At 49.6% G+C, this 25,032-nt stretch carries 24 protein-coding genes and 1 pseudogene; 8 read left to right on the forward strand and 17 right to left on the reverse strand.

The window, feature by feature from the left end:
• Positions 1–96: 96 nt before the first annotated feature.
• Positions 97–1,809: pseudogene (locus K6K13_RS06995) on the forward strand (SulP family inorganic anion transporter).
• A gap of 9 nt (positions 1,810–1,818) precedes the next feature.
• On the opposite strand, the gene K6K13_RS07000 reads toward K6K13_RS06995, so the two are convergent.
• The 3 genes from K6K13_RS07000 to K6K13_RS07010 form a co-directional block, all read right to left on the reverse strand.
• A complete protein-coding gene (locus K6K13_RS07000) occupies positions 1,819–2,868 on the reverse strand; it encodes an NAD(P)-dependent alcohol dehydrogenase (protein ID WP_222160121.1) in 1,050 nt (349 codons plus the stop codon).
• Positions 2,869–2,888: 20 nt separating this feature from the next.
• Positions 2,889–3,878, reverse strand: a complete 990-nt coding sequence (locus K6K13_RS07005) for an aldo/keto reductase (protein WP_222160122.1) — start codon at positions 3,876–3,878, stop codon at positions 2,889–2,891.
• Between the two features lie 131 nt (positions 3,879–4,009).
• Complete coding sequence (locus K6K13_RS07010; protein WP_222160123.1) at positions 4,010–4,603, reverse strand: flavodoxin; 594 nt, start codon at positions 4,601–4,603, stop codon at positions 4,010–4,012.
• 584 nt (positions 4,604–5,187) lie between these two features.
• Between K6K13_RS07010 and K6K13_RS07015 the strand changes: the two genes are divergently transcribed.
• Positions 5,188–6,840 (forward strand): inverse autotransporter beta domain-containing protein, encoded by a 1,653-nt coding sequence (locus K6K13_RS07015; RefSeq protein ID WP_222160124.1) that lies wholly within the window; start codon positions 5,188–5,190, stop codon positions 6,838–6,840.
• A gap of 157 nt (positions 6,841–6,997) precedes the next feature.
• On the opposite strand, the gene yajD is transcribed toward K6K13_RS07015, so the two are convergent.
• Positions 6,998–7,342: an HNH nuclease YajD gene (gene yajD / locus K6K13_RS07020; RefSeq protein WP_222160125.1), complete on the reverse strand. Its 345-nt coding sequence runs from the start codon at positions 7,340–7,342 to the stop codon at positions 6,998–7,000.
• Between the two features lie 104 nt (positions 7,343–7,446).
• On the reverse strand, positions 7,447–8,343 hold the full coding sequence (locus K6K13_RS07025) for a LysR family transcriptional regulator (RefSeq protein WP_222160126.1): 897 nt from the start codon (positions 8,341–8,343) through the stop codon (positions 7,447–7,449).
• 96 nt (positions 8,344–8,439) lie between these two features.
• On the opposite strand from K6K13_RS07025, the gene K6K13_RS07030 reads away from it, so the two are divergent.
• Positions 8,440–9,129, forward strand: a complete 690-nt coding sequence (locus tag K6K13_RS07030) for an aspartate/glutamate racemase family protein (protein WP_222160127.1) — start codon at positions 8,440–8,442, stop codon at positions 9,127–9,129.
• Between the two features lie 267 nt (positions 9,130–9,396).
• Here K6K13_RS07030 and K6K13_RS07035 read toward each other — a convergent pair whose 3' ends face one another.
• The 9 genes from K6K13_RS07035 to K6K13_RS07075 all read right to left on the reverse strand — a co-directional run bounded on the left by K6K13_RS07035 (position 9,397) and on the right by K6K13_RS07075 (position 17,581).
• Positions 9,397–10,386 (reverse strand): aldo/keto reductase, encoded by a 990-nt coding sequence (locus K6K13_RS07035; RefSeq protein ID WP_222160128.1) that lies wholly within the window; start codon positions 10,384–10,386, stop codon positions 9,397–9,399.
• A gap of 26 nt (positions 10,387–10,412) precedes the next feature.
• Positions 10,413–11,264, reverse strand: coding sequence for an aldo/keto reductase (locus K6K13_RS07040; protein WP_222160129.1), 852 nt, complete (start codon positions 11,262–11,264; stop codon positions 10,413–10,415).
• Positions 11,265–11,491: 227 nt separating this feature from the next.
• Positions 11,492–12,250 (reverse strand): carboxymuconolactone decarboxylase family protein, encoded by a 759-nt coding sequence (locus K6K13_RS07045; protein WP_222160130.1) that lies wholly within the window; start codon positions 12,248–12,250, stop codon positions 11,492–11,494.
• Positions 12,228–12,707 (reverse strand): (R)-mandelonitrile lyase, encoded by a 480-nt coding sequence (locus K6K13_RS07050; RefSeq protein ID WP_222160131.1) that lies wholly within the window; start codon positions 12,705–12,707, stop codon positions 12,228–12,230. Before K6K13_RS07050 ends, K6K13_RS07045 begins: the two co-directional genes overlap by 23 nt.
• 107 nt (positions 12,708–12,814) lie before the next feature.
• Positions 12,815–13,462, reverse strand: a complete 648-nt coding sequence (locus K6K13_RS07055; protein ID WP_222160132.1) for a DUF4405 domain-containing protein — start codon at positions 13,460–13,462, stop codon at positions 12,815–12,817.
• A 51-nt stretch (positions 13,463–13,513) separates the two neighbouring features.
• The gene (locus tag K6K13_RS07060) at positions 13,514–14,125 is read right to left on the reverse strand and encodes a flavodoxin (protein ID WP_252120496.1); all 612 of its coding nucleotides are present in this window, start codon (positions 14,123–14,125) and stop codon (positions 13,514–13,516) included.
• A gap of 109 nt (positions 14,126–14,234) precedes the next feature.
• The gene (locus K6K13_RS07065) at positions 14,235–15,704 is read right to left on the reverse strand and encodes a heavy metal sensor histidine kinase (protein WP_222160134.1); all 1,470 of its coding nucleotides are present in this window, start codon (positions 15,702–15,704) and stop codon (positions 14,235–14,237) included.
• 15 nt (positions 15,705–15,719) lie between these two features.
• Complete coding sequence (locus K6K13_RS07070) at positions 15,720–16,400, reverse strand: heavy metal response regulator transcription factor (protein ID WP_222160135.1); 681 nt, start codon at positions 16,398–16,400, stop codon at positions 15,720–15,722.
• Positions 16,401–16,414: 14 nt separating this feature from the next.
• Positions 16,415–17,581: an aldo/keto reductase gene (locus K6K13_RS07075; RefSeq protein WP_222160136.1), complete on the reverse strand. Its 1,167-nt coding sequence runs from the start codon at positions 17,579–17,581 to the stop codon at positions 16,415–16,417.
• 252 nt (positions 17,582–17,833) lie between these two features.
• Here K6K13_RS07075 and K6K13_RS07080 point away from each other — a divergent pair, with 252 nt between their 5' ends.
• On the forward strand, positions 17,834–18,883 hold the full coding sequence (locus tag K6K13_RS07080) for an alpha/beta hydrolase (protein ID WP_222160137.1): 1,050 nt from the start codon (positions 17,834–17,836) through the stop codon (positions 18,881–18,883).
• A gap of 343 nt (positions 18,884–19,226) precedes the next feature.
• On the opposite strand, the gene K6K13_RS07085 is transcribed toward K6K13_RS07080, so the two are convergent.
• Entirely contained in the window at positions 19,227–19,970 is a 744-nt protein-coding gene (locus tag K6K13_RS07085; RefSeq protein ID WP_222160138.1) for an SDR family oxidoreductase, read from the reverse strand.
• 121 nt (positions 19,971–20,091) lie between these two features.
• Between K6K13_RS07085 and K6K13_RS07090 the strand changes: the two genes are divergently transcribed.
• Positions 20,092–20,439, forward strand: coding sequence for a winged helix-turn-helix transcriptional regulator (locus K6K13_RS07090; protein WP_222160139.1), 348 nt, complete (start codon positions 20,092–20,094; stop codon positions 20,437–20,439).
• Between the two features lie 251 nt (positions 20,440–20,690).
• Here the strand turns inward: K6K13_RS07090 and K6K13_RS07095 are convergent, their stop codons facing one another.
• Positions 20,691–21,635, reverse strand: coding sequence for a zinc-dependent alcohol dehydrogenase family protein (locus K6K13_RS07095; RefSeq protein WP_222160140.1), 945 nt, complete (start codon positions 21,633–21,635; stop codon positions 20,691–20,693).
• 301 nt (positions 21,636–21,936) lie between these two features.
• Between K6K13_RS07095 and K6K13_RS07100 the strand changes: the two genes are divergently transcribed.
• On the forward strand, positions 21,937–22,800 hold the full coding sequence (locus tag K6K13_RS07100; protein ID WP_222160994.1) for an arginase family protein: 864 nt from the start codon (positions 21,937–21,939) through the stop codon (positions 22,798–22,800).
• Between the two features lie 97 nt (positions 22,801–22,897).
• A complete protein-coding gene (locus K6K13_RS07105; RefSeq protein WP_222160141.1) occupies positions 22,898–23,470 on the forward strand; it encodes a TetR/AcrR family transcriptional regulator in 573 nt (190 codons plus the stop codon).
• A gap of 359 nt (positions 23,471–23,829) precedes the next feature.
• On the opposite strand, the gene K6K13_RS07110 is transcribed toward K6K13_RS07105, so the two are convergent.
• Entirely contained in the window at positions 23,830–24,036 is a 207-nt protein-coding gene (locus K6K13_RS07110) for a hypothetical protein (RefSeq protein ID WP_222160142.1), read from the reverse strand.
• Between the two features lie 506 nt (positions 24,037–24,542).
• Between K6K13_RS07110 and K6K13_RS07115 the strand changes: the two genes are divergently transcribed.
• Positions 24,543–24,947 carry a DUF2251 domain-containing protein gene (locus tag K6K13_RS07115; protein ID WP_222160143.1) on the forward strand — a complete coding sequence of 135 codons (405 nt, stop codon included), beginning with the start codon at positions 24,543–24,545 and terminating at the stop codon, positions 24,945–24,947.
• Positions 24,948–25,032 lie beyond the last annotated feature (85 nt).

The raw sequence follows: 25,032 nt of genomic DNA on the forward strand, positions 1-25,032 counted from the left end.
GCGTTTTTGTAGGCAAGCCATTCCTGCTGTGCAACCTGCGCTGTCACCTGCCAGCGAGCAGGCCGATCCCCGTAATGAAGATTAAATGGAAGAAGTATGCAGTGGAAATCCCTGACTCCCGGCCTGACAAATCTGCTTGCTTATGAACGCACCTGGTTAAAGCATGACGTTCGCGCGGGGCTTTCAGTGGCTGCCGTTGCGTTACCGGTGGCGATCGCCTATGCCGAATTGGCCGGCGTAAGCGCGATCGTTGGGCTTTACTCCTGTATCTTGCCGATCGTTGCCTACGCCATTTTTGGCTCTTCACGGCAATTAATTGTGGGTCCAGATGTCGCTACCTGTGCGGTCATCGCTGCGGTCATTACCCCCTTGGCGGCGGGAAATGCGGAGCTTCATTGGCAATTAGCGATTGTGATGACGTTGATGATGGGAACGTGGTGTCTGATTGCCAGCCGGTTCAAGCTGGGGGCCATTGCGGATTTGTTGTCCCGCCCGATATTGAGTGGCTTGCTTAACGGCGTTGCGTTGACCATTATCGTCAATCAGATCAGCAAAGTGTTTGGTTTCTCTCCCTCCTCCAGTGAACTGATTGAGCGCATTTATGCGCTACCGTCGAATCTGGCAAGTAGCCACTGGCCGACGGTGGGTATCTCGTTGCTGACGCTGTTATGTCTGTTTGGTGTGCGCTATGTTCGCCCTAATTGGCCTGCACCGCTTTTTGCCGTCCTGTTGACAACGGGGCTCACCTGGGCGGCAAACCTGCCTCGCTTTGGGGTAGAAACGGTTTCCGGTTACACCGGGGGCGGTTTGCCTACTGTCTCCTGGCCGGATTTCAAACCCGGTTTGCTGCGTGAACTGGTGATCCCGGCATTGAACCTTGCGGTGGTCAGCTTTGTCAGTATGATGTTGACCGCACGCAGTTTCGCGGCAAAAAATGGTTATTAGGTGGACGTAAACAGTGAATTTCGCGCGCTCGGTTTGGTGAATATCGTCTCTGGTTTGTCTCAGGGATTTGCCATCAGCGGCGCTAATTCACGTACTGCGGTTAACGATGCCAACGGTGGCAAAAGTCAGTTGGTTTCTGTGATCGCCGCATTGGCGATTGCGCTGGTGGTCGTGCTGTTAAGTGAACCCCTGCAATATATTCCTATCGCTGTACTCGGTGTCATATTAATCTATGCGCTGTGGGGCTTACTGGATTTACGCAGTATATTCCAACTGCGAAAGCGTAATCGCCCGGCCTTCTATCTGGCGCTGTTTACTTTTCTGAGTGTGCTGCTGGTGGGTATTATTCCGGGTATTGGGTTGGCGGTGCTGCTAGGGTTACTGCAATTCCTGCAAACGGTATTTCGACCCACAGAGCATTTGCTCGGTGTCAACGCGGAAGGCATGATTCATTCATTAGACAACGGCAATGACAATGACATCAGTCCAGTGGACGGCGTTATCATGTACCGTTTCAATTCCCCATTAACCTATTTCAACGTTGCCTATTTTAAAAGCCGTATCACGGATCTGGTGGATAGCGATACTTCTCAGCCGCGCTGGGTGGTGATTGATGCCGTGGCCAGCTTTACCCACGCCGATGTCAGCGTGCTGGCTGCCATCGACGAGTTGAAACGCGAGCTTAAACAACGCGGAATTAATCTGGTGCTCGCAGGGCGGCGTACCGAATTAACCCGCTGGTTTCGTATGGACCGTTCTGACAGTAAGATGCACGATTTGATTCTGGTGCCGGATCTGTATTTGGCATTACGGCTGATTCAGAGTAAAGAGACAGACTCGCTAAGGGCGGACAGCCCGCCCTGATGATGTAACTTATTGCAGCGTAGACATATCCAGAACAAATCGATACTTCACATCACCCTGTTCAAGGCGTGAAAACGCATCATTAACCTGAATGGCGCTGATGAGTTCGATATCAGCAGTAATTCCGTGCTCCGCACAAAACTCAAGCATTTCTTGGGTTTCAGCAATGCCGCCGATATTCGAGCCAGAGAAGCTACGACGCCCTTTAACCAGATTAAATGCGCCAATCTCGATCGGTTCTGGTGGCAACCCAACCAATACCACGGAACCATCAATTTTCAATAAATTAAGGTATGCATTGACGTCATGCTTTGCGGAAACCGTATCGAGAATAAGATCGACCTTACTGGCAAATTTTTTCATCTGCTGTGGATCGGTCGATAACACCGCCTGATGGGCGCCAAGGCGTGTCGCATCTGCTACCTTAGCTTCCGACGTAGTAAATACCACCACATGTGCGCCCATCGCTTTGGCCATTTTGATCGCGACGTGCCCGAGCCCTCCGATGCCGAGAATGCCCACCACTTTCCCCGCCCCTACCTGCCAGTGTTTCAGCGGGGAGTACACCGTAATGCCGGCGCACAGCAGCGGTGCGGCTGACGCCAGATCCAACGCGGCGGGCATTTTCAACGTGTATTTTTCACGACAGACGTAGGTTTGTGCGAACCCACCGTAGGTCATTCCTCCCAAATGCTTATCCGGTGAGTTAAACGAAAGCGTTGTGCCGGATTCACAGAACTGTTCGAGATCGCGGCGGCAGGCAGGGCATTCGCCACATGCGTCAACAATGCAGCCCACTGCGGCGTAATCACCCGGTTGAAATTGGGTTACGGCACGGCCTACCGCGATAACGCGGCCGACAATTTCATGCCCGGGCACCATCGGGTAGTGTGCTGCGCCAAAATCATTTTTGAGTTGATGAAGGTCGGAATAACAAATGCCGCAATAGAGAATGTCCATCTCAACGTCATCGTCTTGTAATCCGCGGCGTTTGATACGGAATGTGGTTAACGGATTGGCTACCGCATCGGTGCCAATCGCTTTAATGGTTTTAAACATGACAGCTATCTCTATGACGATTAACGACCAACATGCGCTTGCAATGCCGCCGGGTAACGTTCACCCACAATTTTTACCGTTTCCAGTGCTTGGGTAATTTTCTGCAAGTCTGCGGGGGTGAGTTTGATTTCTGTTGCAGCCAGGTTTTCCTCCAGCCGATGTAGCTTCGTGGTGCCCGGAATTGGCACAATCCATGATTTTTGTGCCAGTAACCAAGCCAGTGCGATTTGTGCGGAAGTGGTGTGACGTTCTGCTGCAAGTTCTGCCAGTAATATCACCAATTTTTCGTTGGCTTTCAGGGCTTCTGCGGCGAAACGTGGAACAGTTTTGCGGAAATCATTGTCTGCGAAGGTGGTTTGGGCTTTGATTGTACCGGTCAGAAAGCCTCTGCCCAGTGGGCTAAAGGGCACAAAACCAATGCCGAGCTCTTCAAGCAGCGGCAGTATTTCTTGCTCTGGTTCGCGCCACCATAGGGAATATTCACTTTGCAGCGCAGTAACCGGTTGTATGGCATGAGCGCGACGCACGGTTTGCGCACCGGCTTCTGAAAGACCAAAATGTTTTACTTTACCTTCGGCGATCAGATCTTTTACGGTTCCTGCGACATCTTCAATCGGGACATCGAGGTCAACCCGGTGTTGATAGAGAAGATCGATAACCTCCATCTTAAGGCGACGCAGTGAACCTTCTACGGCCTCACGGATATGCTCTGGGCGACTGTTCAACATTTGCCGTTTATTGTCGTTGCCTATGTTAAAGCCAAATTTTGTCGCGATAACCACGCGATCGCGTAACGGTTTTAATGCCTCACCGACGACATCTTCATTTAAATAAGGGCCATACACTTCGGCGGTATCAAAAAATGTTACCCCGCGCTCAACAGCGGCGCGAATCAGTGTTATGGCTTGACGGGTATCCGTTGCCGGGCCATAGCCTTGGCTCAATCCCATGCAGCCCAGACCTAGCGCCGACACTTCAAGCCCGGACTTTCCCAAATAACGTTTTTGCATTGTTAAGCTCCTGCAATTAACGGCTTTACCGATGTTTAGCAAGCATAGCGCAGTGCGATTTATTCGATTAGTCGCGCCAATTCACTAGGGCTTATTCGCTGTATTCATTAATTGCCGTTCGCGTTGGCTATTTAGCGCGAGACGGTACGTAACCAGTGGGTCACAGTTTCCGTGGTCCTGCGTTCCTGATCGCATTCGATAACGAGCGGTTGTTCTCGTCTAGCATGGGGAGCCAGTCTCGCCAGGACTGCTTCACAGTTACCAACACCATATCCGCCATGTGTGATGAAAGGGATCAGGGTGTTGTCTGCCAGATTATGGGTAGTGAGAAAGGTTTGAACTACTGGAGGCAGGGTGGTTGCCCAAACAGGAAAACCTAAATAAATCGTTTGATAACGCTCTATATTACTGACACTGCGTTTTAGCGGTGGCCTGAGGCCACGGTCACGTTCAATGTTTGCCTGTTCTACCGTCTGAAAATAATCCTCCGGATAGGGTATTGCTGGCTCAATCTCAAACAGATCGCTGTGCAGGCTGCGATGAATAATCCCTGCGATAACGCGCGTGTTACCACTGCGAGATAAATAGGCGACGAGAATGCGTTCAGTTTTTAGTGAGTTATCCGTGTTGGCACTCGCAGAGGTAGGAAACGCCATTTTGACCACGGTTAAGCTGGCCAATGCGGAAAGCAGCGCTCTTCGAGTGCGGTCGTGTTGGTGCGACATGCATGATTCTCCGTAAATTTGGATAACAAACAATGTGCGCTGTGATGCAGGAGTCGCGCAGCATCAATAAGGCCAAGATAACAGAACATGTGTAATGAGATAATCGTATTGTATTGATTAGTGCTATGAATGTTGCTCATTAAATGTGTGTCATTGTCTCAGCAAGTAAATAGTCGCGCTTCGTTATTTAAATATGTCAAAGAGAAAGTGTTAAATAAACAAATGTAGTTATCTTTAAGGTTGGGTAAAAGACATCGGTCTGTTTGAAATCAGAATTATTTTAAAAAAATCATCATCAAAGTTTCAGAATATTTAACAAGAATAGGCTAGTGTTTAGCGAGAGAGGTGGAATTCACAAAGAGTGCGCTATTGGTATTGTTTTGATTTAGTTTGTTTTTATTGGTATTTATGACAATGAGCATGGTGTTTGAATAACCATTGTTTAGCGATGAAAGACGCAGTGGATGGATTGGTATCAGGTGGTGACCCTATTTTATATCATATTATAGAGTGTGCTGCTTTTTGGTTTTTATAATTCATGTTTTTTTATTTATTATTGAGGGCACGCTTGTGTTTAATAAACTATGAATGATAATGGGAAATATGTTTTTTTTCGACCGCTGGGGATGGTTTTTGCTTTGATTGGTTGTTCTCAGGTGAATAAAAGTGATGAGAGAACCCACACTCCTGTGATTAAGTTCTCAAAAGAGGAGGCTGGACGTTCTGTCATTTCACCATCGCTCTCAGGTAGTGCCTCTGGTCAGCATTCCGCTATGTCGTCCAAAAGGACGGATATGAAAATCCGGGGAGAGGCTCAGGTTGGTGTGAGCACGCCTGGCCGTCAGTCTGAAAGTACCTCGCTGAATGTATTAGTTCCATTGCAAGAAAATGAAAATCGCATACTGTTTAGCCAATTTGGGGGGCATCATCGCAAGCATAAAAACAGCGTCAGTGTAGGAGTGGGGCAGCGTCATTTTGGTAATGACTGGGGATTGGGCTATAACCTTTTTTATGATGTACAAAAGTCAAAATCAGTTTACCACCGCCTCGGCGTTGGTGGGGAGCTATGGTTTGATCATGCTCGTTTTACGGCCAATGGATATTATGGCCTGACACGTAACCGGGATGTTGATGAGAAACCAGGGTATTACGCGGATGTCGCTCATGGCTATGATGTCAATTTGCAAGCGTGGATACCCGGGTATCGTCAGTTGAGTGGTCGGGTGAAATTTGAGCAATACTTTGGCGATAGTGTTGCGCTTACCAAGAAAGGGAAAGATGCCAGAAATCCGCATGCGTTATCGTTAGGACTCAGCTATGCGCCTATTCCATTGCTACAGTTTGATGTTGATCGCGTGTTGGGTGGGCAACGTCAAGCTGAAAACCGTTTCGGGGTCTCTGTTCGTTACCAATTTGGCGTACCTCTTTCTTTGCAACTTGATCCAACGTACACGGCATCGCAGTACTTGAGGAAAGCAAAAAATTATCACGTTGTTGATCGTAACAACGATATAAAGCTTTCGTTTCGAGAGAAACCCTTGGAACAGATAGAAAAACCAGTGGTAAAAGTACCCGTTGCGCCAAAACCGCCAACCATACCTCCAGCATCTCAACCGCCAAAAGCACCAACCCCATCAGGGGCGCCAGAACGGCCAAAACCACACGTTGTAACGCCAGAAGGCGATCCATGTTTTGAGTGCGGGGATTTAGAGCCAGGAAAAAAACCGTCTGTTGACGTTGAACCTTTTGACGATGAAGACAGGGCAGTAAGCCCTAAAGTGGCGCCAGAACGGCCAAAACCACCCGTTGTAACGCCAGAAGGCGATCCATGTTTTGAGTGCGGGGAGTTAGAGCCAGGAAAAAAACCGTCTGTTGACGTTGAACCTTTTGACGATGAAGACAGGGCGGTAAGCCCTAAAGGGGCGCCGGAATGGCCAGAAAGGCCAAAACCACCCGTTGTAGCGCCAGAAGGCGATCCATGTTTAGAGTGCGGAGACCTAGAGCCAGCAACAAACCCTAAAGATGAAGTAGAACTGATTAATATACCGTCTGATATTTATGTTTATCCACCCAGCCATGATGATATGCGACTCAGGGCGATCCCCGATAAGTTGGAGCGTCATGTGTTCGTTGATGAGGCTGGAGGAGCTGAAGGGTTTGTGATTGTTGAACCCCCGCCAACAAAAAGGGATTCGTCAGACGAGCACGATGGTTTTGAGTTTGTCAACGTGTCTTAACGTGGAGTGACAATCGGAGCTGTCCACCAAGCAGGGCGATAAGTAATGTGGGCGCAGCGTTCTCTTGGTGGGCAGTGACGTAATGCAATGGAGATGGACAATTCCTTGAAGTCTGCGTTTGTCTGGGCTGCGTCAGCAGCCCAGACAAACGCAGAGATTATTTCTTGTTAAACATCGATTTTAAATCGGCAAAGGGATTATAGGTCGCAGCCGCAACGTCATTTTGAGCATCCTCTCCCGCCACAACGGTTGTGCCGTATTGGTCTGCCTCAGTGTACTTGGAGTGTTCATGGTCATGGCAATACAGACACAGTAACTCCCAGTTGCTGCCATCTTCCGGATTATTGGTATGGTCGTGATCGATATGGTGAACTGTTAATTCGCGCAGGTTGGAATAAACAAACTCCCGCGAGCAGCGCCCACACACCCACGGATAAATTTTTAGTGCTTTCTCACGGTAGCCGCTTTCCAGACGCGCGTAGTTTTTGGGGATCAGAGCCATTGCCGATGTTACCTGTTATAAAGAGAGTATTTACGATAGTGTCCCCAATATATCCCATATTGGAACCAGAGAAGAAATGAAAGCGAAATAGCCGGTTCACGGATTCATGATTCTGCGCTGCGTTGGGTATCAGAAACGCTTTCTGCCTCTGAAGACAGTATGTCGATCAGTGCGCGAATATTGGCTGTCATACCGCCCTTGCGCCATACCAACGCGGTGGTAATAGGATTGCCTGGCTCCATGAAGGGGTGGACGGTAATTAAATTCTCCGACGGGAATGTGCTCAGTATTGGCCGTGGCACTATCCCTACGCCCATCCCTGCGCTGACACCGCCTAGAATGGCGTGATAGGACGACATCTCTGCCAGGCGATAGGGTTTAACCTGCGCCTGTTGTAACCAGACTGTCAGCCGATCGCGGTATGAGCAACCATCGCGAAAAACCAGCAACGTTGCGTTTTCGAGATCGCCAGCAGCCCGTATCGGCGGGGAATTAGCCGGTGCGATAATCACCAACTCTTCTTCAAAAACAGCCATACGTTCAAGCCTGTCATTCGCAGGGGCATCAGCAATAAAGGCTGCATCCAACTCGTGGTTAACCACGGCTTCGTAGAGCATACGGCTAATTCCGGTCACCAGTTCGACGGCTACGTCATGATGCTTACGATACAACGCTGAGAGCGGGCCGGGTAAACGCGTTGCTGCCATACTGTCGAGCGCTCCGACTCTAAACCGGCCACCTGGCTGCGGCTTTGCTGCCTGCTGTTCCGCAGTGGCGACCAGTTCAACGATCTTCAGTGCATTTTCGTACAGTGCCAGGCCTGCGGTGGTCGGAATAAACCGACGGCCCGTTTTTATAAACAGCATGACACCGAGATGATGCTCCAGATTTTGCACGCGTGTTGTGATGGCAGAGGGCACCCGGCAAAGCAATCTGGCCGCCGCGGTTATGCTGCCAGTCTCGGTCACCGCAATGACGGCACGGAAATCTGAAATATCCATATTTTCACCAGAATTGAAAAATGAATTCTATTTTATTCAATTGAAAAGAAACTTCATGTTTTTTATTTTACCAGTGTGAACAACCTGGAGACGACTATGAAGAAACTGGGACTGATAGGCGGCACCGGGCCTGAATCGACGCTGCTTTATTACCGAAAATTTGTCTATGAAGCCAATCAGCGCACCGGTGATACTTTCTTTCCGAACCTCACAATCGAAAGTATTAACGTCTATGACGTACTGAGGATGTGCAGTCAAAAAGACTATGCAGGACTCACCGATTATCTGGCAAAGGCGGTGCGTCATCTGGTTGCTGCGGGGGCGGAAGTTGCTGCGCTGACCGGCAATACCCCTCATATCGTTTTTAACGAACTACAGGCCTCTAGTGCGATACCGCTTGTCAGCATCATCGATGCTACGTGCGCCGAGGTAAAAGCGCAGGGGCTGAAAAAGGTCGGGTTACTGGGAACGCGGTTTACCATGGAAGCTGATTTTTTTAAACGGCCCTTCATTGAAGCAGGGATCGATGTCATCACCCCTATGCCAAATGACATCGCCGTTATTGCGGAAAAAATTCACCATGAACTTGAGCGAGGTATTGTGGAGACACAGACGCGAGAACGGTTTCTCGCCGTTATTGAACGGATGTCTAAGGATGAAGGCATAGAGGCCATTATTCTTGGCTGCACAGAGTTACCCCTGCTGTTTTCCGGCGTCCAGCTTGCTGTGCCAGCGCTTGATACCGTTGATATACATATTGAAGCGCTGTTCAAGATGCTGCGTTAGCGTCACGATGAGCGTCGTTCTCATACTGCGAATCGCCCGTTGCCGACAATGATTTGCCACTTATAACGGTCTTGAACCTGTCGGCTTAGCGCTGTACCGAGCGGATATAACCTCACGACAGGAATCAGAGATAAAGGCAGATCCGCCTTTGGCATCGTCTGTGTTTCTGATAATGGGTTCAGAATGATATAACGTCAGGAACGCGTATTCAGGCATTGCGGGACGCGTAATGCCGGGTCTGCAATTCGCTGCGAACCCGGCGTTGCCTTAACGGCCTACGCGAGCCTGATGTTCAGGGGAGTAACGTTCGCCGACAATTGTTATCGATTCAAGCGCTTGGGTAACCTGAAGTACATCATCCGGAGAAAGAGTAATTTCAGTTGCGCCAAGGTTTTCCTCCAGCCGATGCAGTTTGGTGGTGCCGGGGATAGGCGTAATCCACGGTTTTTGTGCCAGTAACCACGCCAGTGCGATTTGCGCAGACGTCACCCCTTTTTCGGACGCCAGTTCACCTAATAAAAAGACGAGTTTTTCATTGGCTTCAATTGCTTGAGCGGTGAAACGTGGAACAGTGCTGCGATAATCCTCTTTCCCAAAAGTCGTTCCGGACGTAATCGATCCCGTCAGGAAGCCTTTGCCCAATGGGCTGAATGGGACAAAACCAATGCCCAGTTCCTCCAGCAACGGCAGGATCTCCCGCTCAGGCTCGCGCCACCATAGGGAGTATTCGCTTTGCAGGGCCGTGACAGGTTGTACCGCATGCGCCCGACGAATGGTTTGCGCCCCCGCTTCCGAAAGGCCGAAATGTTTGACCTTGCCTTCTGCTATCAGGTCTTTTACCGTTCCCGCCACATCTTCAATAGGGACATCGGGATCGACACGGTGTTGATACAGCAGATCAATAACGTCAGTCTTGAGGCGGCGTAATGATCCTTCAACAGCTTCACGGATGTGCGCCGGACGGCTGTTTAAAATCTGCTGTTTATTATCATTGCCAAAGGTAAAACCAAATTTAGTCGCGATGACGACGCGGTCGCGAAAGGGTTTTAAGGCTTCACCGACAACGTCTTCATTCAGATAGGGGCCATACACTTCAGCGGTATCGAAGAAAGTGACGCCGCGTTCAACCGCTGCCCGAATGAGTTCAATAGCCTGGCGGATATCCGTCGCTGGGCCGTAGCCGTGGCTGAGTCCCATGCAACCGAGACCCAGTGCTGACACCTCGAGCCCAGATTTACCCAGATAACGTTTCTTCATTTTGTATTAACCTCGCTTAAGGTGACTTAGACGTCTAGTTTGCGCTCAGTAATCCATTCCACCCTGGCTGGATCACGATGAGAAAAGAATGCACTGGTTGCGGTATCCAGGGCGGCAATTTGCAGCAAATCATCAGCACTGAGTTCAAAATCAAGAATGTTGATATTTTCTTCTATACGTTCTTTTCGCACAGATTTGGCCAGCGAAACGATGCCACGCTGTAAGATCCAACGGAGGACAACCTGACCCACACTTTTGCCGTATTTTTGACCTATCGTCGTCAGCGCGGGGTGCTGAAACAGGCCGTTTCTGCCTTCGGCAAAGGGGGCCCATGCTTCCGGCTGAATGTCACGACTTTGCATCCACGGGACGGCATGCAACTGCTGGTTAAAGGGATTTACTTCAATCTGGTTCACCGCAGGAATGACCTTATTGAACGCGATAAGATCGGCAAGCCTGTCAGGATGGAAGTTGCTTACGCCAATGGCGCGAATTTTGCCAGCCTGTTGCAGTTCTTCCATCGCACGCCATGCGCCATGGATATCACCGTAGGGCTGATGAATCAGGTACAGGTCAACATAGTCCAGTTGCAGTCTGTTCAGTGAACGCTCAAACTGCGCTTTAGTGCCCTCATAATTAGCATCCTGTAGCCACAGTTTGGTTGTCACAAAGAGTTCATCACGCGCTATACCGCTCTGTTTCAGCGCATTGCCGACCTGGGTTTCATTCTGATAGGACGCAGCAGTATCAATCAGTCGATAGCCTGTTTCGATGGCATCAATAACCGCTCTCTCACACTCGGTGGCATCTGTCATTTGATACACACCAAAACCCAGCAGGGGCATTTCAATACCGTTGTTCAGTTTTACCGTTTTCATGACCTTACCCTTCAGTCGTTGTGTGGGAAAAGCATAACGCAAAGGGATTTATTCGATTAGATAGGGCAATTAGCTAAGGTTTATTAGAGTAATTCATTAATTAAGACGGCACTTAAAGAGAGGAATGCGTTTGTTGGAAATAGATTAAGCCTTGTGGTGTTGATCGAAAGTCACATCGCTTGCCGTAAAGCCTAAAATTAAACGTGCCGTATTAATATTGGGCTTCTCTATTTGCTGGCCAATGCCTGCTGTAGTGCCTTTTCTGCCCGCACGGCAGCATCACTTTCGCCATGTTCATGCAGCACTTTTGCCAACTGACGTAATTGTGCCGCTGTCAGGCCGACCCGCATGCTTGCTTGGGTATGCGATAGCAACTGTGCGTCAACGCCCGGTGTGGCGGCCAGTGCGCCAACGGTTGCCAGCTCGCGGCTTTGCCAGTCAAGGTTGTCGCGGGAAAATATGTCGCCAAACAGATGCGTTTGCAGGAACTGATTAATGACCGGTGCAAAATCAAAAAGTGGTCCCTGAACGGGGGCGCCTGAGATTTTTGTCTGATTCTCAGTGCCGACACGGCGAAGTTCATCTCCGGTAGGTGCCGGGAGCGTCGGTTCGTTCCCTTGAGCATCTTTAATGCCGTGTTGTTTACGCGTATCAACAACCTTCATCAATTCATTAAGCGCATTCAGGCTACGGGGAAAGCCCGTATAAGCGTAGAGCTGCACCAGTATTTCTTTGGTTTCGTTTATCGTGAGTCCTGCGTCCAAACCCTGATTCAGTGAACGGTTCAGCTTATCCATCTGGCTGCTGGCCATCGATGCGGCAATTATAGGAATGGCCTGCTGGCGCGCAGACAGCGTGTCTGAAACGGTTTGTTTAGTCATTTCTGTGGTTCCTTTCATCACTGACTCAGCATTTGCTGTGAGAGTAAAACCAAACGTCAGCAGCAGGGCTGCGGTTAATGCCTTAATGGGCATGATATTGTTCATCGCTTACCTTCTCCATCCAGTTAACGCCGTTGTTCTCCACCATTCCGGTAATCGCCAGATGCGTCATTGCACTGCCAGGTGTCGCTCCATGCCAGTGTTTGATGCCTGGCGGGCAAGAAACGACGTCGCCCGCCCGAATCACCTGAATTGGCTGCCCTTCCTGCTGCGTGAGTCCGACGCCAGCGGTTACAATCAACTGCTGACCTGCCGGATGCGTATGCCAGGCGGAACGAGCACTTGGCTCAAACGTGACATAAGCACCTGAAACACGCATGGCGTTATCAGGCTGGAAAAGAGGGTCAACCCGGACGCGTCCGGTAAAGTTCTCCACTGGACCGTAAACCGCATTCTGGCTGCCTGCGGGGGAGATGTGGACCGCGGTATTTTGCTCTGCCGCCCAAGATGAAAAAGCAAAGAGCGGTATTAACGGCACGAGGAAACGTAAATGTCTAATCACGCAAAGCATCCTTATCCATGATCAAGGAGATGGCCTGCGATGAGTCTATACCCAGGGACATGTCATAAGGCTGACGCCTCCCTGACAATGTTGTCAGTTAATCTCTATCATAGCGATGCGACATTGTATTTTCTGAAAATAAACCACCACAATAAAAGTCGAGTGGTTAATGAAAATAAAACAATAATGGATAAATAGCGTAAATAAAACAGCATGGCAGATTCATCGTAGTCAAAAAATGAGAAATCAACCGTCATCAACAAATAGGCGAGATAGTCTTGGTTCAGCAACCCGTGCAAACCCAGTAGCGCAATTATTGCAAAAAAACGTGGCATAATAACGTTAGCAATATACGACTTTTCGGGGATTTTCATGATATGACAGAAAAACGTCGCCAGCATTTTCCAATGCAACCCAATATGTATGGCCAAAATAAGCATTCCCCAATGGACCGACGCCATATGCGCCTTTCTGGCCCAACTCGCCGGATTGTGAAACCGGAGATCCAAAAATATATGTCGGGAGAGCATCATTCCAGAGATAATCGCAGTCAGGATCACTACCACTGTTGCTGCGTTTATAATTCTGCTAACGACCTGCATGGGTGAAGGACGCTGAGGCGACAATGACCACAAGCGATGCCTGTTGAGACATAAATGTATAATAATGAGCAGCGTAAAGAGCATACCTGCCCACTCATGCAGTATTTCACCCTGAAGGTGAAATCCCATCAATACCAGCAGCAGTACCGTCATCAGCGCATCCTGAATGACCTGGAAAATATAGATTTTCTTCATGTTGATTAATTAACGCTGTGGCTGAACGTTTTTGACCCACTGCTCTACCTGTGCGGGTACATCAGGGTGTGAAATATCATCACGCGATAGTGAAAGTGCGCGAGTAATTAGTTTTGCCTTTGGCTGCCTGCGGGCGATTTCTCGCAGGGAGTCCGCTAAGCGACTACCACCATGGGTGGTAAAGGGAATGATGGTTTTGTTGGCAAAGTCGTTTTGCTCAAAGAGGCCATATATCACCATTGGCATGGTATACCACCAGATGGGATAACCGACATAAATGGTGTCGTAATGACTAAGATCCGGAAGCGGTGTGTTTAGTGAAGGCCTGGCTTTTGTTTGCTGTTCCTTTTCGGCCGCGCGTAGCAACGCCTCATGCTGGCGAGGATAAGGTGTGGTTGTCTCAATGCGGTACAGATCGCCTTGCGTCTGTTTCTGAAGTAGCTGTGCAACATATTGGGTACTGCCGGTCTCCGGCGTATTTTTTTGCAATACGCTGGCGCCGGAAAAACCGTCCACCGCATCAGGCTTCATTCCCTCGGGCTGCGAAAAATAGATAATCAGTGTGCGGGACTGCGTGGATGCGTTGTTTGCTGCAAAAGCGGTCTGTCCCATAAAACTCATCACAATCGCCACCAGAAATCTGCTAAATACGGTTTTTATTCTCACTGTTTCATTCCCTCAATCCGCTGCGGTTGGTCTTAGCAGTGATTCTGATGTAGGTAACCTGACGTCAGACTGACGGCTCTCTGACAATGTCGTCAGTAGGCTTGGAGAATTTACTTTCCGCTTTTTTCTCTGAACTCAGCATCTCTGATCGGTCAGCGCTAGGTCGTTTAGCAAATGTCAATCCAAAGGTATTAACACCGCCCTCACTCCGCGCAAAGACGTCTCCCCGGTGCATAATCGCGACGGCACGTACGATCGATAACCCCAGACCATGGTGGGTATCACTCCTGGTGCGTGAGGCGTCGACGCGATAGAAACGTTCAAAGAGTCGACGTAAATGTGCTGCTGCAATGGGCTCGCCTTGATTTGAAACCTCAACCCTTGCGTGATTATTCTTTTCGCTCAACCGGATAGTAACCGTACTTTTAGGTAGCGAATGCCTTGCACTGTTTTCCAGTAAATTGGCAAGTGAACGGTGGAACAGTCGTCGGTCTATATGCGCGGTGACATCACCCTCAACATCAAGGGAAAGATGCTTTTCAGCAAAGGAAGGCTCTACATATTCCGCGGTTTTAAGGGCCTCTTCGCGCAGGGAAACCTGCGTAAGCTGGGAAGCATGTTCTCCCGCGTGAGCATGTGACAGGAAAAGCATGTCGTTAACGATCGATGCCATACGTTCAAGTTCTTCGAGATTTGAACCCAGTAACTCTTCCAACTCATCATGCGAACGTCGACGTGACAGCCCCAATTGTGTCTGACCAATAAGGTTAGTCAGTGGTGTCCGCAGTTCATGGGCAACATCGGCATTAAAACTTTCGAGTTGCCGCCAGGCTATTTCTTGACGCGCTAGCACACCGTTAAATGACGCCGCGAGCTGCTGTAATTCTTCGGGCAAAACAATAGCATCAAGGCGTTGGCCATGGTCTCCCGGGGCGAGATGTTGTGCCTGCTGACTGAGTGTCTCAACGGGACGCATGCCGATCCTTGAAACCATATAGCCCAGCAACGCGACGATAAATACACCCAGTGCGGCAATTATCAGCAGCGTGTGGGTGAACGCATCGAGTGTGCCCATATACGGGGTGGAGTCGATGGCAACCACATAGCGTACCTCAGGCCTTTGACCGTTCGCGGGGATCGTTTTCACGAGAAGAAACAGTGAGCAGACACCTTCAGATGCGCCAGGCATTTTATTAACGCCTTCCTGCAAAGAGGACCACTGAACACCCTCCGGCGGTATTCCCCCCATACTAAAGCGTGGGTTATCGCTCACTATCCAGTAGCGAACGCGCTCGCCTTCTGAACTGGTTAACGCGTTGAATTTATTGGCAAGCGTAGGCCAACCATCAGATGACGTTTGTGCGGTGATCCAAGGACGCATCAATGATTCCCGGAAGAGGAGCTCGTTGTGCATCTGTTTTTGCAGGGAGTCGTGTAAGGAATTTCGTAGCAGCACGCCGATCGCTGAAACAATCAGAAGGGCGGATAAGGCAAACATCAGTGCCAGATGGACTGAGATGGAGCGATTAAGCATGCTTATCCTCATTATTTATTCAGATCTGACTTCGAGGACGTACCCCATACCGCGCACGGTATGAAGTAATTTGATGCCAAATGGGGCATCAACTTTGGCACGCAGGCGTTTAATCGCCACTTCAACGACGTTGGCATCGCTGTCAAAATTCATGTCCCATACCTGTTCCGCAATCATCATCTTTGACAGAATTTCGCCCTGATGGCGTGCCAAAAGGCTCAACAGAGAAAACTCTTTTGCCGTCAGTTCCAGCCGCGTTCCTGAGCGAAACACCCGGCGAGCCAGCAAGTCGAGATGCAGGTCGTGAATGTGCAACTGCGTGATATCTGCGCCATCCGTTGAACGGCGACGTACGAGCGCTTGAATACGTGCCACCAACTCAATGAGCGAGAAGGGCTTTGGGAGATAATCATCGGCGCCAAGGCGAAGCCCTTTAACCCGCTCGTCAACGGATCCCCGTGCAGATAACATCAACACGGGGGTCTGTTTACTGGCTCGTATGCCTTCAAGCACGCGGTAGCCATCGATTCCCGGCAACATCACATCAAGGATTATCGCGTCATAGTCGAACTCGAGTGCGTAGTGAAGACCTTCAGCACCATCCGCAGAGACATCCACCGTAAATCCAGATTCACCCAACGCACGGTTGAGGTAGGTTGATGTTTTTTCTTCATCTTCGACTAACAACAGGCGCATAGCGAGACGTCCTCTTAACGTTTCAACGGTGCTTCGACATCTGAATAAACCTGCACTGAATCCGGCAGTCGTTGACCCTGGATGGTGATAGCATCCAGTGAACGGGTAAGTTCGGTCATGTCGTCGGGCGTCAGTGAGAGGTCGGTAGCGGCGGTGTTTTGCAGCATATGGTCCTTGTTTGTGGTGCCAGGGATCGGGACAATCCAGGGTTTTCGAGCCAGCAACCATGCCAGCGCTATTTGACCCGGCGCGGCATTTTTTCTTAGCGCCCAGGTTTTCAATAACTCAACCAGCTGTAAGTTATGCGGGAGGTTGTCAGGCGAGAAGCGCGTTTCTGTCGCGCGGAAATCACCCGTCGCGAATCGGGTCTTCTCATCGATCCAGCCTGTTAAAAACTGCACGCCTAATGGACTCCATGGCACAAACCCAATGCCCAGTTCCTCGCATACTGGAAGGACATGTTTTTCGGGGCCCCGCCAGAGCATTGAATATTCACTTTGTACGGCTGTGACAGGTAATGCCGCATGAGCTCGCCTCAATGTATTAATGCCCATTTCTGATAGACCCCAGTGCAGGACTTTCCCCTGATCCATTAAATCCTTGATTACCCCTGCGACATCTTCGATCGGAATCTGAGGGTCAACCCGGTGCTGATACAGTAAATCAATGCGATCGGTGTTCAGGCGTTTGAGCATATTGTCGACGACCAGCCTGATATGCTCCGGTCTGCTGTTGAGCCCCGGCAGACGATTGCCTGTTTGCTGATCGATGTTCCAGCCAAATTTAGTGGCGATAACGATTTTGTCCCTGAAAGGCGCGATGGCTTCCCCAAGGATTTTCTCTACTTCAAAGGTGCCGTAGGCTTCAGCGGTGTCGAAAAAAGTGACACCCTCATCAAATGCGCGGCGAATAACATTCACCATCTCGGGACGCCAGGGGACCGAGGTGTCGTATTTGCGGCTCATGTTCTGAACGCCTAAACCTACAGCAGAGACTTCCATCTTCCCGAGTTGACGTTTGCCCAGTGCAGTAAGGCGCTTGCTGTTTTGACTGGGGGCATGGTTCTGAGCGGATTTCCCTGCTGCCAATCCATGGGGAATCAGTGAGGCGGCGACGATACCCGTTCCTGCCACTAAGAGCTTACGTCGCTCTGGCATCGCAGGGGTGTTTTGGCTTTTCATGGATCACTCCTTTTCTCAGTAAATTGAACATGAACCTCATTTGACCTGAGAACATTTTGCGCGTTGATTGCCAACATGACGCTGACGGTTCCCTGACAGTACTGTCAGAAACGAATACATGCCCGATAACGACTTCCTGACAGAAATGTTATTCGCTTGTCACGATGCTGACAGTCCTCCCTCCCTAATTTGTGTCTGCATATTTGCTATTGCGAGTCGGTATGGACAGGCCATCATTCATTGGGATACATCATGAAATTCAATCTACTAAGTGCAATTTTCCTTACAGCAATGGCTGGTGTTACCTCAGCCAATGCGGCTGATTACAAAAACAACCCATTCACCCTCGTCTATGACGGGGCCATCACTGAGAACGTCAACGGCAAGGTCAACATCCATCCGGTGAAGTACGATCTGCATGGCATCCAAATTGCCGCGAATGTCTATACGCCAGCCAACTACGATCCGGCGAAAAAATACCCCGCCGTGGTGGTCGCACACCCTAATGGTGGCGTCAAAGAGCAGGTCGCCGGGTTATACGCTCAGCGTCTGGCCGAGCGGGGTTATATCACTATTACCGCAGATGCCGCCTGGCAGGGGGGCAGCGGGGGTATGCCTCGCAGCGTAGATAAACCCGCTAATCGCGTTGAGGATGTTCACGGCATGGCTGACTACATCAGCCAGTACCCAGGGGTTGATACTTCCCGTCTCGGTCTGCTTGGCATCTGCGGAGGCGGTGGGTACTCACTGGTTGCAGCAGAAACGGACAAACGATTCAAATCTATTGCGACCATCAGCATGTTTAATTCAGGACTTGTGCGCCGTAATGGTTTACAGGATTCACAATTAGATACTGTCCAACAGCGGTTACAGCAGGCTTCAAACGCGCGAGCACAGGAAGCCGTCGGAGGCGAAATACTTTACTCCGGCGATGCAAATCTGACGGATGAACAGATTGCTAAATTACCTTTTGCCTTATATCGGCAAGGCTACGAATATTATTGGAAAACTCACGCACACCCGAACTCAACGTTTAAATACACCACAAGCAGCTTGCTGGATTTGATGAACTTTGACGTGACAGGCCATATCAATCTCATCAATAAACCACTGCTGATGATTGCCGGTACCAAAGCGGATACGTTGTATATGACTGAAGATGCATTCGCTAAAGCTACCGGTACGAACAACAAAGAACTCTTCTTGATTGACGGCGCTACCCATATCGAGACTTACTGGGTTCCTAAATACGTTGATCAGGCAATGCAACAGTTAGGCATCTTCTTCGATAAAAATAGTTAAGCTGTTTCTGCCGATACCCCCGTTAGCCTGACAAGCTCGCTGGACTATTTCACGCAGGCAGTCATTTACCGCTCATGTCCTACGATACACTCAGATTAATAAAAGTGGTGTAAAAGATAGTTGATCTCATTAAATAGGCGCTATGAATTAAATTCATAAACAAAACAAAGGGGGATGTTGGTGGCCGGTGTTTTCAATCGCTGGTTGTAATAAACATCTCTGGACTAAGGGGGGAGCATGGTTAACTGAAATGGTGGTTTTTAGGCGGGTTGTTTTGTGCCAGAAGAGCACTATGCGTCCTTTATTTTTTAATAAATGACACATAGTCCCCTATATTACATAGCTAAAGATTACCAACCCCGCCATCCACCAGTAAGTCTGTGCCAACGACGAATGAGGACTCGTCAGAAGCAAGAAAAACGGCCGCTTTAGCTAATTCATACGGTGTTCCTAAACGGCCGACAGGGACCAGCGCTCGAATATCGTCTCTGAGCTTTTCTTCATTCTCTCCACCACTCAGTTTGTTTAATGCCGGTGTCTCCGTAGGCCCGGGACTTAAGCCATTGACCCGAATGCCGCGGGGGTGAAGCTCCGCAGAAAGTGTTCTTGCCAGAGACAGCAGCGCGGCTTTACTTGCCGCGTAAGCACTACTTTGTGGAAGCCCAATCCGTGCGCTCACTGAGCCACAAACAATGACGGAAGAGGGGTTCGACAGCATTGGAAGCAGCGCCTTGATCAGGAAAAAAGGGCCTTTAAGGTTGGTGTTCATTAGACGATCGTATGCTTGCTCATCCCAGGTCTCCAGCGGTTTGTGCGTCACATCACCTGCGTTTATATACAAAATATCAAGTCTCGGCCATTGTTCCTGTAACGCTGCAGCCAGGCTGCTTTGTTGGGAGATATCCCCTGCATCACTTAGAAACGTGGCAATGTCTCCGTACTCTCTTTTTATTTCCAGAAGTTTTAGTTCGCTACGGCCAGTGATGGCTACCGTTGCTCCCTCTGCCAGAAACTGGCGCGCCGTTTCTAAACCAATACCGCTGTTGCCACCGGTGATCAGTGCATATTTACCATCAAGTCTGCCCATCTTCTTACTCCGAGTTTTATTCGTGGCGTAATTATTTATCCTTTAGTATCCTTTTGGAAGTAGGCACCATTTGGATACTAATGAACCTCATGGGATGCTTTGACGCGAGGTAAGAGATGCTATGACACAAAATATTTCGGCCTTGATTGAGGCTGATGCAGGATGCCCGATGGTGAGTTTTGTGAATCTGATTGCGGGAAAATGGGCGATCCCAATCCTTTATCGTCTGATTTTATTAAATAAGCCTTTTCGTTTCAGTGACTTGCTGCGGGCCGTCGAGCCTATCACTCAAAAAGAACTGACGCGCCAACTCCGGCAGTTTGAGGCACGAGGGTTAGTCACCAGAAACGTGTTTGCTGAAGTTCCACCACGCGTTGAATACCAAATAACGGAGTTGGGTAAATCATTACGTCCGACATTAGACTCGTTGGCTGATTGGATGAGGGCTAACGCGGCTGTGCTGAAATGAGTTGCCGCTGGTGATATTAATGGTCCTTGTTATGAATGTTCCATTATCTCTGGTGTTTGCTTTTAGCTCTTATCAGCCCTGGAATCCGCTTACGGGTGGTGCAGTGCCTGAAGGGCCTTTGCAAATATGACGGTGTAGTATTCATCAGGGAGCCGGTCTACCGGGGAAAAGGGAATGAAAGGGCCGTGGGTTGTTAACTTGCTGTTTATGATCGCTTTCATGCGCGCGTTGCCGTTGGCCTGCCAGGCTATTCAATTCATTATCAGCAACGGTTTACCCGAACGCCCGGATTCTCGATAGAAGCCTATGGCTTCCTTCCAGGAAGCAACCGGATAGCGGACAGCGCCACTGTAGCTGCTGGTATTTAGTAATGGCCAGATTTCAGAAAACAAGGCATGCCATTGCCTAATGTCCATGCTATTCAGATAATTACGGATATGGAACCAGCGGACAAACGGTCGGGAATGGTGCTGCCTGAACGGGATACCGGATAAGAGTCCGTAACAAACAAACGTGGATGTCTCAGGCAGATGTTGCAGTATAGACGTGGCCAGTTTTCCCCCTGTGGCATCGAAAACAAGATCAGATTCAGAAGCGGAACGTTCGATGGCACCGGCGTCTTCCTGGCTGACAGATGTGATACCACATGCCGCCAGTCTGGTGGCATGTGCCGCTGAACGATGAATGCCTGTCACTGAGACTGCTCCGAACCGTAGCGCCCATTGTCCCAGAAGAAGGCTGCAGTCAGAGCCTGCGGCAGTCAGCAGAACGCGCTTACCTTCAGGTGAGTATAACCGGAGCATCATTAGAGCCGCCGCAGGATTAATAAAAGCCCGTGCCGCCAGATCGCTACAGATCCAGTCAGGTACCGGAATGGCATACTCAGGTGGGCAATCAACAAGAGACTGCCATGTTCCTTGTCCCCGGAGCGGCAAAACGCGTTTCCCCACCAGATGAGACCATGTTTCCGGTGCAGTGATGACCTCACCGACACCTTCATATCCGGCCACTAAGGGGGGGATAATACGATGCCCGTATGCACCTGTAACAGGGATCAGATCGGAGGCATTCACGGGAGAAAGCTGCATCCTGATCCGCATGAGCCCGGGTGTAAGTGATTCCACCGGCGCTGTTTCCAACTCAAGTGTTTGCTCTGGAACGCCGAAATGCCTGTACCAGATGGCTACCTTATTCATTATTAATACCTTTCCGACTGACCCGCCTTATGACAGACACTGTGAGTGTATAGTATCTTCAAGTCCCACAAGGGCGAAGGCATTTGGGCAGACAGACCTCTAAGTCGATTGACATCTAAGGTTATCAGGGATGCAACAGCAGCCCTGTGCCAGGCGCGGATATCGCTGAGGCAGCGTGTAAAGCTGGTATTCACTAAACGTGCTGTGTTGCTTGCGAATGAGCGGCCGTTAGGTAAAAATGAATGAGCGTTCATTCATTTTGAAAATGATTACGCTTAAATAACACAAGCACAGGTAAATGATGACCAGCAAAACACTCCGACTTTTATTTCCTCAATGGCAGGGTGGCAATAATCCTTCCTACCATCTTGGTTCGCTTCTTCTCGCGTTTCTTTCACCCGAATCGAAAGGGCCTGTTGAATCCGTTCCAGTCGAGATGCCCACTTCGAAGCCGCAGAACGAGGTGGACGGCATTACTGCCAAACCTCAAATCATCAGGCAACTCAACGATGCAGCCGCGCTTATTGGGAAGCATGCTCCCGATTCAATTGTCGTTTTTGGCGGCGATTGCCTGGTATCTCTGGCACCTTTCGCACATCTGCTCAATAAATATCGCGACAAACTTGGTGTGCTTTGGATCGATTCTCACCCTGACGTTCAGACGGCGGAACAGTACCCAAATGCCCATGCTCACGTGCTAGGCGCGCTGATTGGAAATGGCGATAAAGACTTAGTTGCTCATGTAACAACCAGACTTGCCCCGTCAAAAATCATGATTGCAGGTATTCACGCTCCCCTGGCTTACGAAGCTGAATTCCTCGCTCGTCATCATATTGCGACGACATGCCCTGAACAGGTTAAAAACGGTGCAACTGAAGTCATGGAATGGATTTCGAGAGAAAAAATTGAATATCTGGCTATCCATATCGATCTGGATGTACTAGATCCGTCGCTGTTCCGTTCCGTTCTTTTCGCAAAACCTGGTCGAGGAAAGCACGACTTTGGTGGCGTGGCAGAAGGGAAACTGGCTATTGAAGATGTGCTCAAGCTTATAGCTCAGGTAACCTCTGAGGCAGAACCTGTCGGTTTGACGATTGCCGAACATATGCCGTGGGATATGCTGAATCTCAAGAATATGCTTAGCGCATTACCGCTAATGAAGTAACGCATTAGCGCTGGAACCAGACTGCTAAGATCAATCCTGGCCCCAGACTTTAAAGAGCGTTAAAGTCTGGGCGACCGACGTAACTATGACAGACGATATGTTAAAGAAAACGGAAACCTACCATAAGCTGATCACCGCTGCCGCTGCCTGTTTTGCCGAAAAGGGCTTTAGTGCGACAAGCGTACGTGAGATCTCAACCCGGGCTGGAATCAGTCAGGGGGCGATGTACACCTATTTCAAAAGCAAGGATGACCTCATCAAGGCTATCGTTCTTGAAGAGCAAAACTCAGCGTTAAAAGCCCATAATGCTTCATCTACCGGCACTTATTTAGACCACCTTTGCGCGCAGGTCGCTTCCTGCATAAGCGATGTTGGTTATCCCGTCACGCATCAACTGTGGGTTGAAATAATGGCGGAATCTGCGCGGAACCCTGAATTGCAAAAAACATATATATCCAGTGATACTGTCATGCGACGAAGTCTCGCAGGGATTATCGCGGAAGGTATTGCGGCGGGAGAATTTCGCCGGGATATTGACCTTGAGGAAGTCACCATTATTCTTTTTGCCTTTATTGACGGTTTAATCGCGCGCAAGGCAATAAACGCTTCCTTCTCTTTCAGGCGTGACGTGCCAATGTTCTTTGAACTGATGTCAAAATTATTAAAATAACGCTAAACACGCTTAGTCAACCTGATAATCTTTTAATCGTAAACGTCCGCTCCTCGCTTACCGTTGACACAATACAACATAACGGCAGATCGCGGCCGGCCGGTATCATCATCAGACAGTACAATCCCTGACTTCCTGAAACTAAGGTAAAAAACGGCGCATGAGGCGTTACAGCGCTGTGCCGGGATACAGATTAGGATCTGGTGGTAGTCAGGGTCTTCGAATCTGGCGTTACTGAATCGCTTTTCTGCCGTTGATCCATTGGATTTGCAAGTCGCGTCAGTATTGGGCGTGAGGTGCCATGTTGTGCCATTTTTGTCGCGTTCGATGACAGAAGCGTCCGAGGTACAAAAACTGCCTTAGCCTTTGTTCAGCATAAACTGGTAATAGCGTCCAGCTTTTGGGGTGAACGTGATGGTAATGAAACAAGAGAGCGTTCGTGGGCCTTCCCACATCATCGACACCTCGGTTTCTACATCAGGCCGGACGGGTATTTCGTAGTAATCGAAGGCCAAATCTTGCCCGGCTTTGGGCATGCCCATGTCCTGCGTGTTAATGAAGGGCAAGGGGCCTGACCGGATGACACCTCCAGTGCGGACGCCCTTTTCATCTTGATAGATACCCGCATGTTGCGTGTAGTGAACGATACGAACCCACGCGGGGTGTGGCTCATCAAAAACACCCGACATTAAGCACAAATTCGTCGCATGGGACAATTCCCTAATTTTCAGTCCCCCCTAAATATTGGGGTGTTAATCAACGGGGCCGGTCAGTATGAAAAGAACAACAAACGAATGACCTTGGATCTCCCCCCGTTGATTAACTCGCGCAGCCTGAGTAATTCCACCATCGGGGTGTGAGAGCAACGGCGAACTTCTGCTTCTCGTTCGTCGTCACCTGACAACTTGGCGTCTGTCCGCTTCGTGCTGTGAGCGGACATTTCTAAACCAATTGTGTGTCAACATGGTGGTTGTAGGCCAGGGTCTTAGTTCATCGCAGTGATGTTATGGTAAGTTGCTTGTCAGTTAGAAAGCGGCCTTACCAAACAATTAGGTAACGGAGAGTAATCGGTATGACGATTTTACTGACTATACAGGCCCAGCTCATTATTGGAGAAGCGCAGGTGATAAAAAGCCTGGCTCCTGAGGGTATGCTGGCCGCCGTATTTGAAGACGACGGCCAGACCGGGTATTTCTACGCGCTCGATGAGTCCGTTGAAGGAAACCCGATTCTGGATGCAGTGCATATCTACAATGTTGAGGATATTTCAGACGGCTACATTCCTTCTGACGTTAAAATCGGCTGGTCAGAAGACAGTCAGAAGTGCGTGCTCCTTATCAACGGATATCCACACGGAGCGTTCGATTTCGTGGGGAAAAAGGGGTACTGCAGAAGCGGATTTCCTCCCCCGATAAACAAGGATTGGTCTGCGTCCGGCCATGAGTGGAGCGATACGGTGGATGACTTTTTCCGGTGAGTTATGGTGGGCTTAACGCCTGCCGTCATTCTCTACCCGTATTGATAATGTCACTCTGAAGGGAGACGGACGATTTCCTGGACTC

The sequence above is a fragment of the Symbiopectobacterium purcellii genome (assembly GCF_019797845.1).
GTDB classification, from domain to species: Bacteria; Pseudomonadota; Gammaproteobacteria; order Enterobacterales; family Enterobacteriaceae; genus Symbiopectobacterium; species Symbiopectobacterium purcellii.

Bases quoted from the DNA above. Each gene is read 5' to 3' on its own strand.
- K6K13_RS07000 (WP_222160121.1), bottom strand. From the start codon at position 2,868: ATGTTTAAAACCATTAAAGCGATTGGCACCGATGCGGTAGCCAATCCG.
- K6K13_RS07005 (WP_222160122.1), bottom strand. From the start codon at position 3,878: ATGCAAAAACGTTATTTGGGAAAGTCCGGGCTTGAAGTGTCGGCGCTA.
- K6K13_RS07010 (WP_222160123.1), bottom strand. From the start codon at position 4,603: ATGTCGCACCAACACGACCGCACTCGAAGAGCGCTGCTTTCCGCATTG.
- K6K13_RS07015 (WP_222160124.1), top strand. From the start codon at position 5,188: ATGAATGATAATGGGAAATATGTTTTTTTTCGACCGCTGGGGATGGTT.
- yajD (WP_222160125.1), bottom strand. From the start codon at position 7,342: ATGGCTCTGATCCCCAAAAACTACGCGCGTCTGGAAAGCGGCTACCGT.
- K6K13_RS07025 (WP_222160126.1), bottom strand. From the start codon at position 8,343: ATGGATATTTCAGATTTCCGTGCCGTCATTGCGGTGACCGAGACTGGC.
- K6K13_RS07030 (WP_222160127.1), top strand. From the start codon at position 8,440: ATGAAGAAACTGGGACTGATAGGCGGCACCGGGCCTGAATCGACGCTG.
- K6K13_RS07035 (WP_222160128.1), bottom strand. From the start codon at position 10,386: ATGAAGAAACGTTATCTGGGTAAATCTGGGCTCGAGGTGTCAGCACTG.
- K6K13_RS07040 (WP_222160129.1), bottom strand. From the start codon at position 11,264: ATGAAAACGGTAAAACTGAACAACGGTATTGAAATGCCCCTGCTGGGT.
- K6K13_RS07045 (WP_222160130.1), bottom strand. From the start codon at position 12,250: ATGAACAATATCATGCCCATTAAGGCATTAACCGCAGCCCTGCTGCTG.
- K6K13_RS07055 (WP_222160132.1), bottom strand. From the start codon at position 13,462: ATGACGGTACTGCTGCTGGTATTGATGGGATTTCACCTTCAGGGTGAA.
- K6K13_RS07060 (WP_252120496.1), bottom strand. From the start codon at position 14,125: ATGAGTTTTATGGGACAGACCGCTTTTGCAGCAAACAACGCATCCACG.
- K6K13_RS07065 (WP_222160134.1), bottom strand. From the start codon at position 15,704: ATGCTTAATCGCTCCATCTCAGTCCATCTGGCACTGATGTTTGCCTTA.
- K6K13_RS07070 (WP_222160135.1), bottom strand. From the start codon at position 16,400: ATGCGCCTGTTGTTAGTCGAAGATGAAGAAAAAACATCAACCTACCTC.
- K6K13_RS07075 (WP_222160136.1), bottom strand. From the start codon at position 17,581: ATGAAAAGCCAAAACACCCCTGCGATGCCAGAGCGACGTAAGCTCTTA.
- K6K13_RS07080 (WP_222160137.1), top strand. From the start codon at position 17,834: ATGAAATTCAATCTACTAAGTGCAATTTTCCTTACAGCAATGGCTGGT.
- K6K13_RS07085 (WP_222160138.1), bottom strand. From the start codon at position 19,970: ATGGGCAGACTTGATGGTAAATATGCACTGATCACCGGTGGCAACAGC.
- K6K13_RS07090 (WP_222160139.1), top strand. From the start codon at position 20,092: ATGACACAAAATATTTCGGCCTTGATTGAGGCTGATGCAGGATGCCCG.
- K6K13_RS07095 (WP_222160140.1), bottom strand. From the start codon at position 21,635: ATGAATAAGGTAGCCATCTGGTACAGGCATTTCGGCGTTCCAGAGCAA.
- K6K13_RS07100 (WP_222160994.1), top strand. From the start codon at position 21,937: ATGACCAGCAAAACACTCCGACTTTTATTTCCTCAATGGCAGGGTGGC.
- K6K13_RS07105 (WP_222160141.1), top strand. From the start codon at position 22,898: ATGTTAAAGAAAACGGAAACCTACCATAAGCTGATCACCGCTGCCGCT.
- K6K13_RS07115 (WP_222160143.1), top strand. From the start codon at position 24,543: ATGACGATTTTACTGACTATACAGGCCCAGCTCATTATTGGAGAAGCG.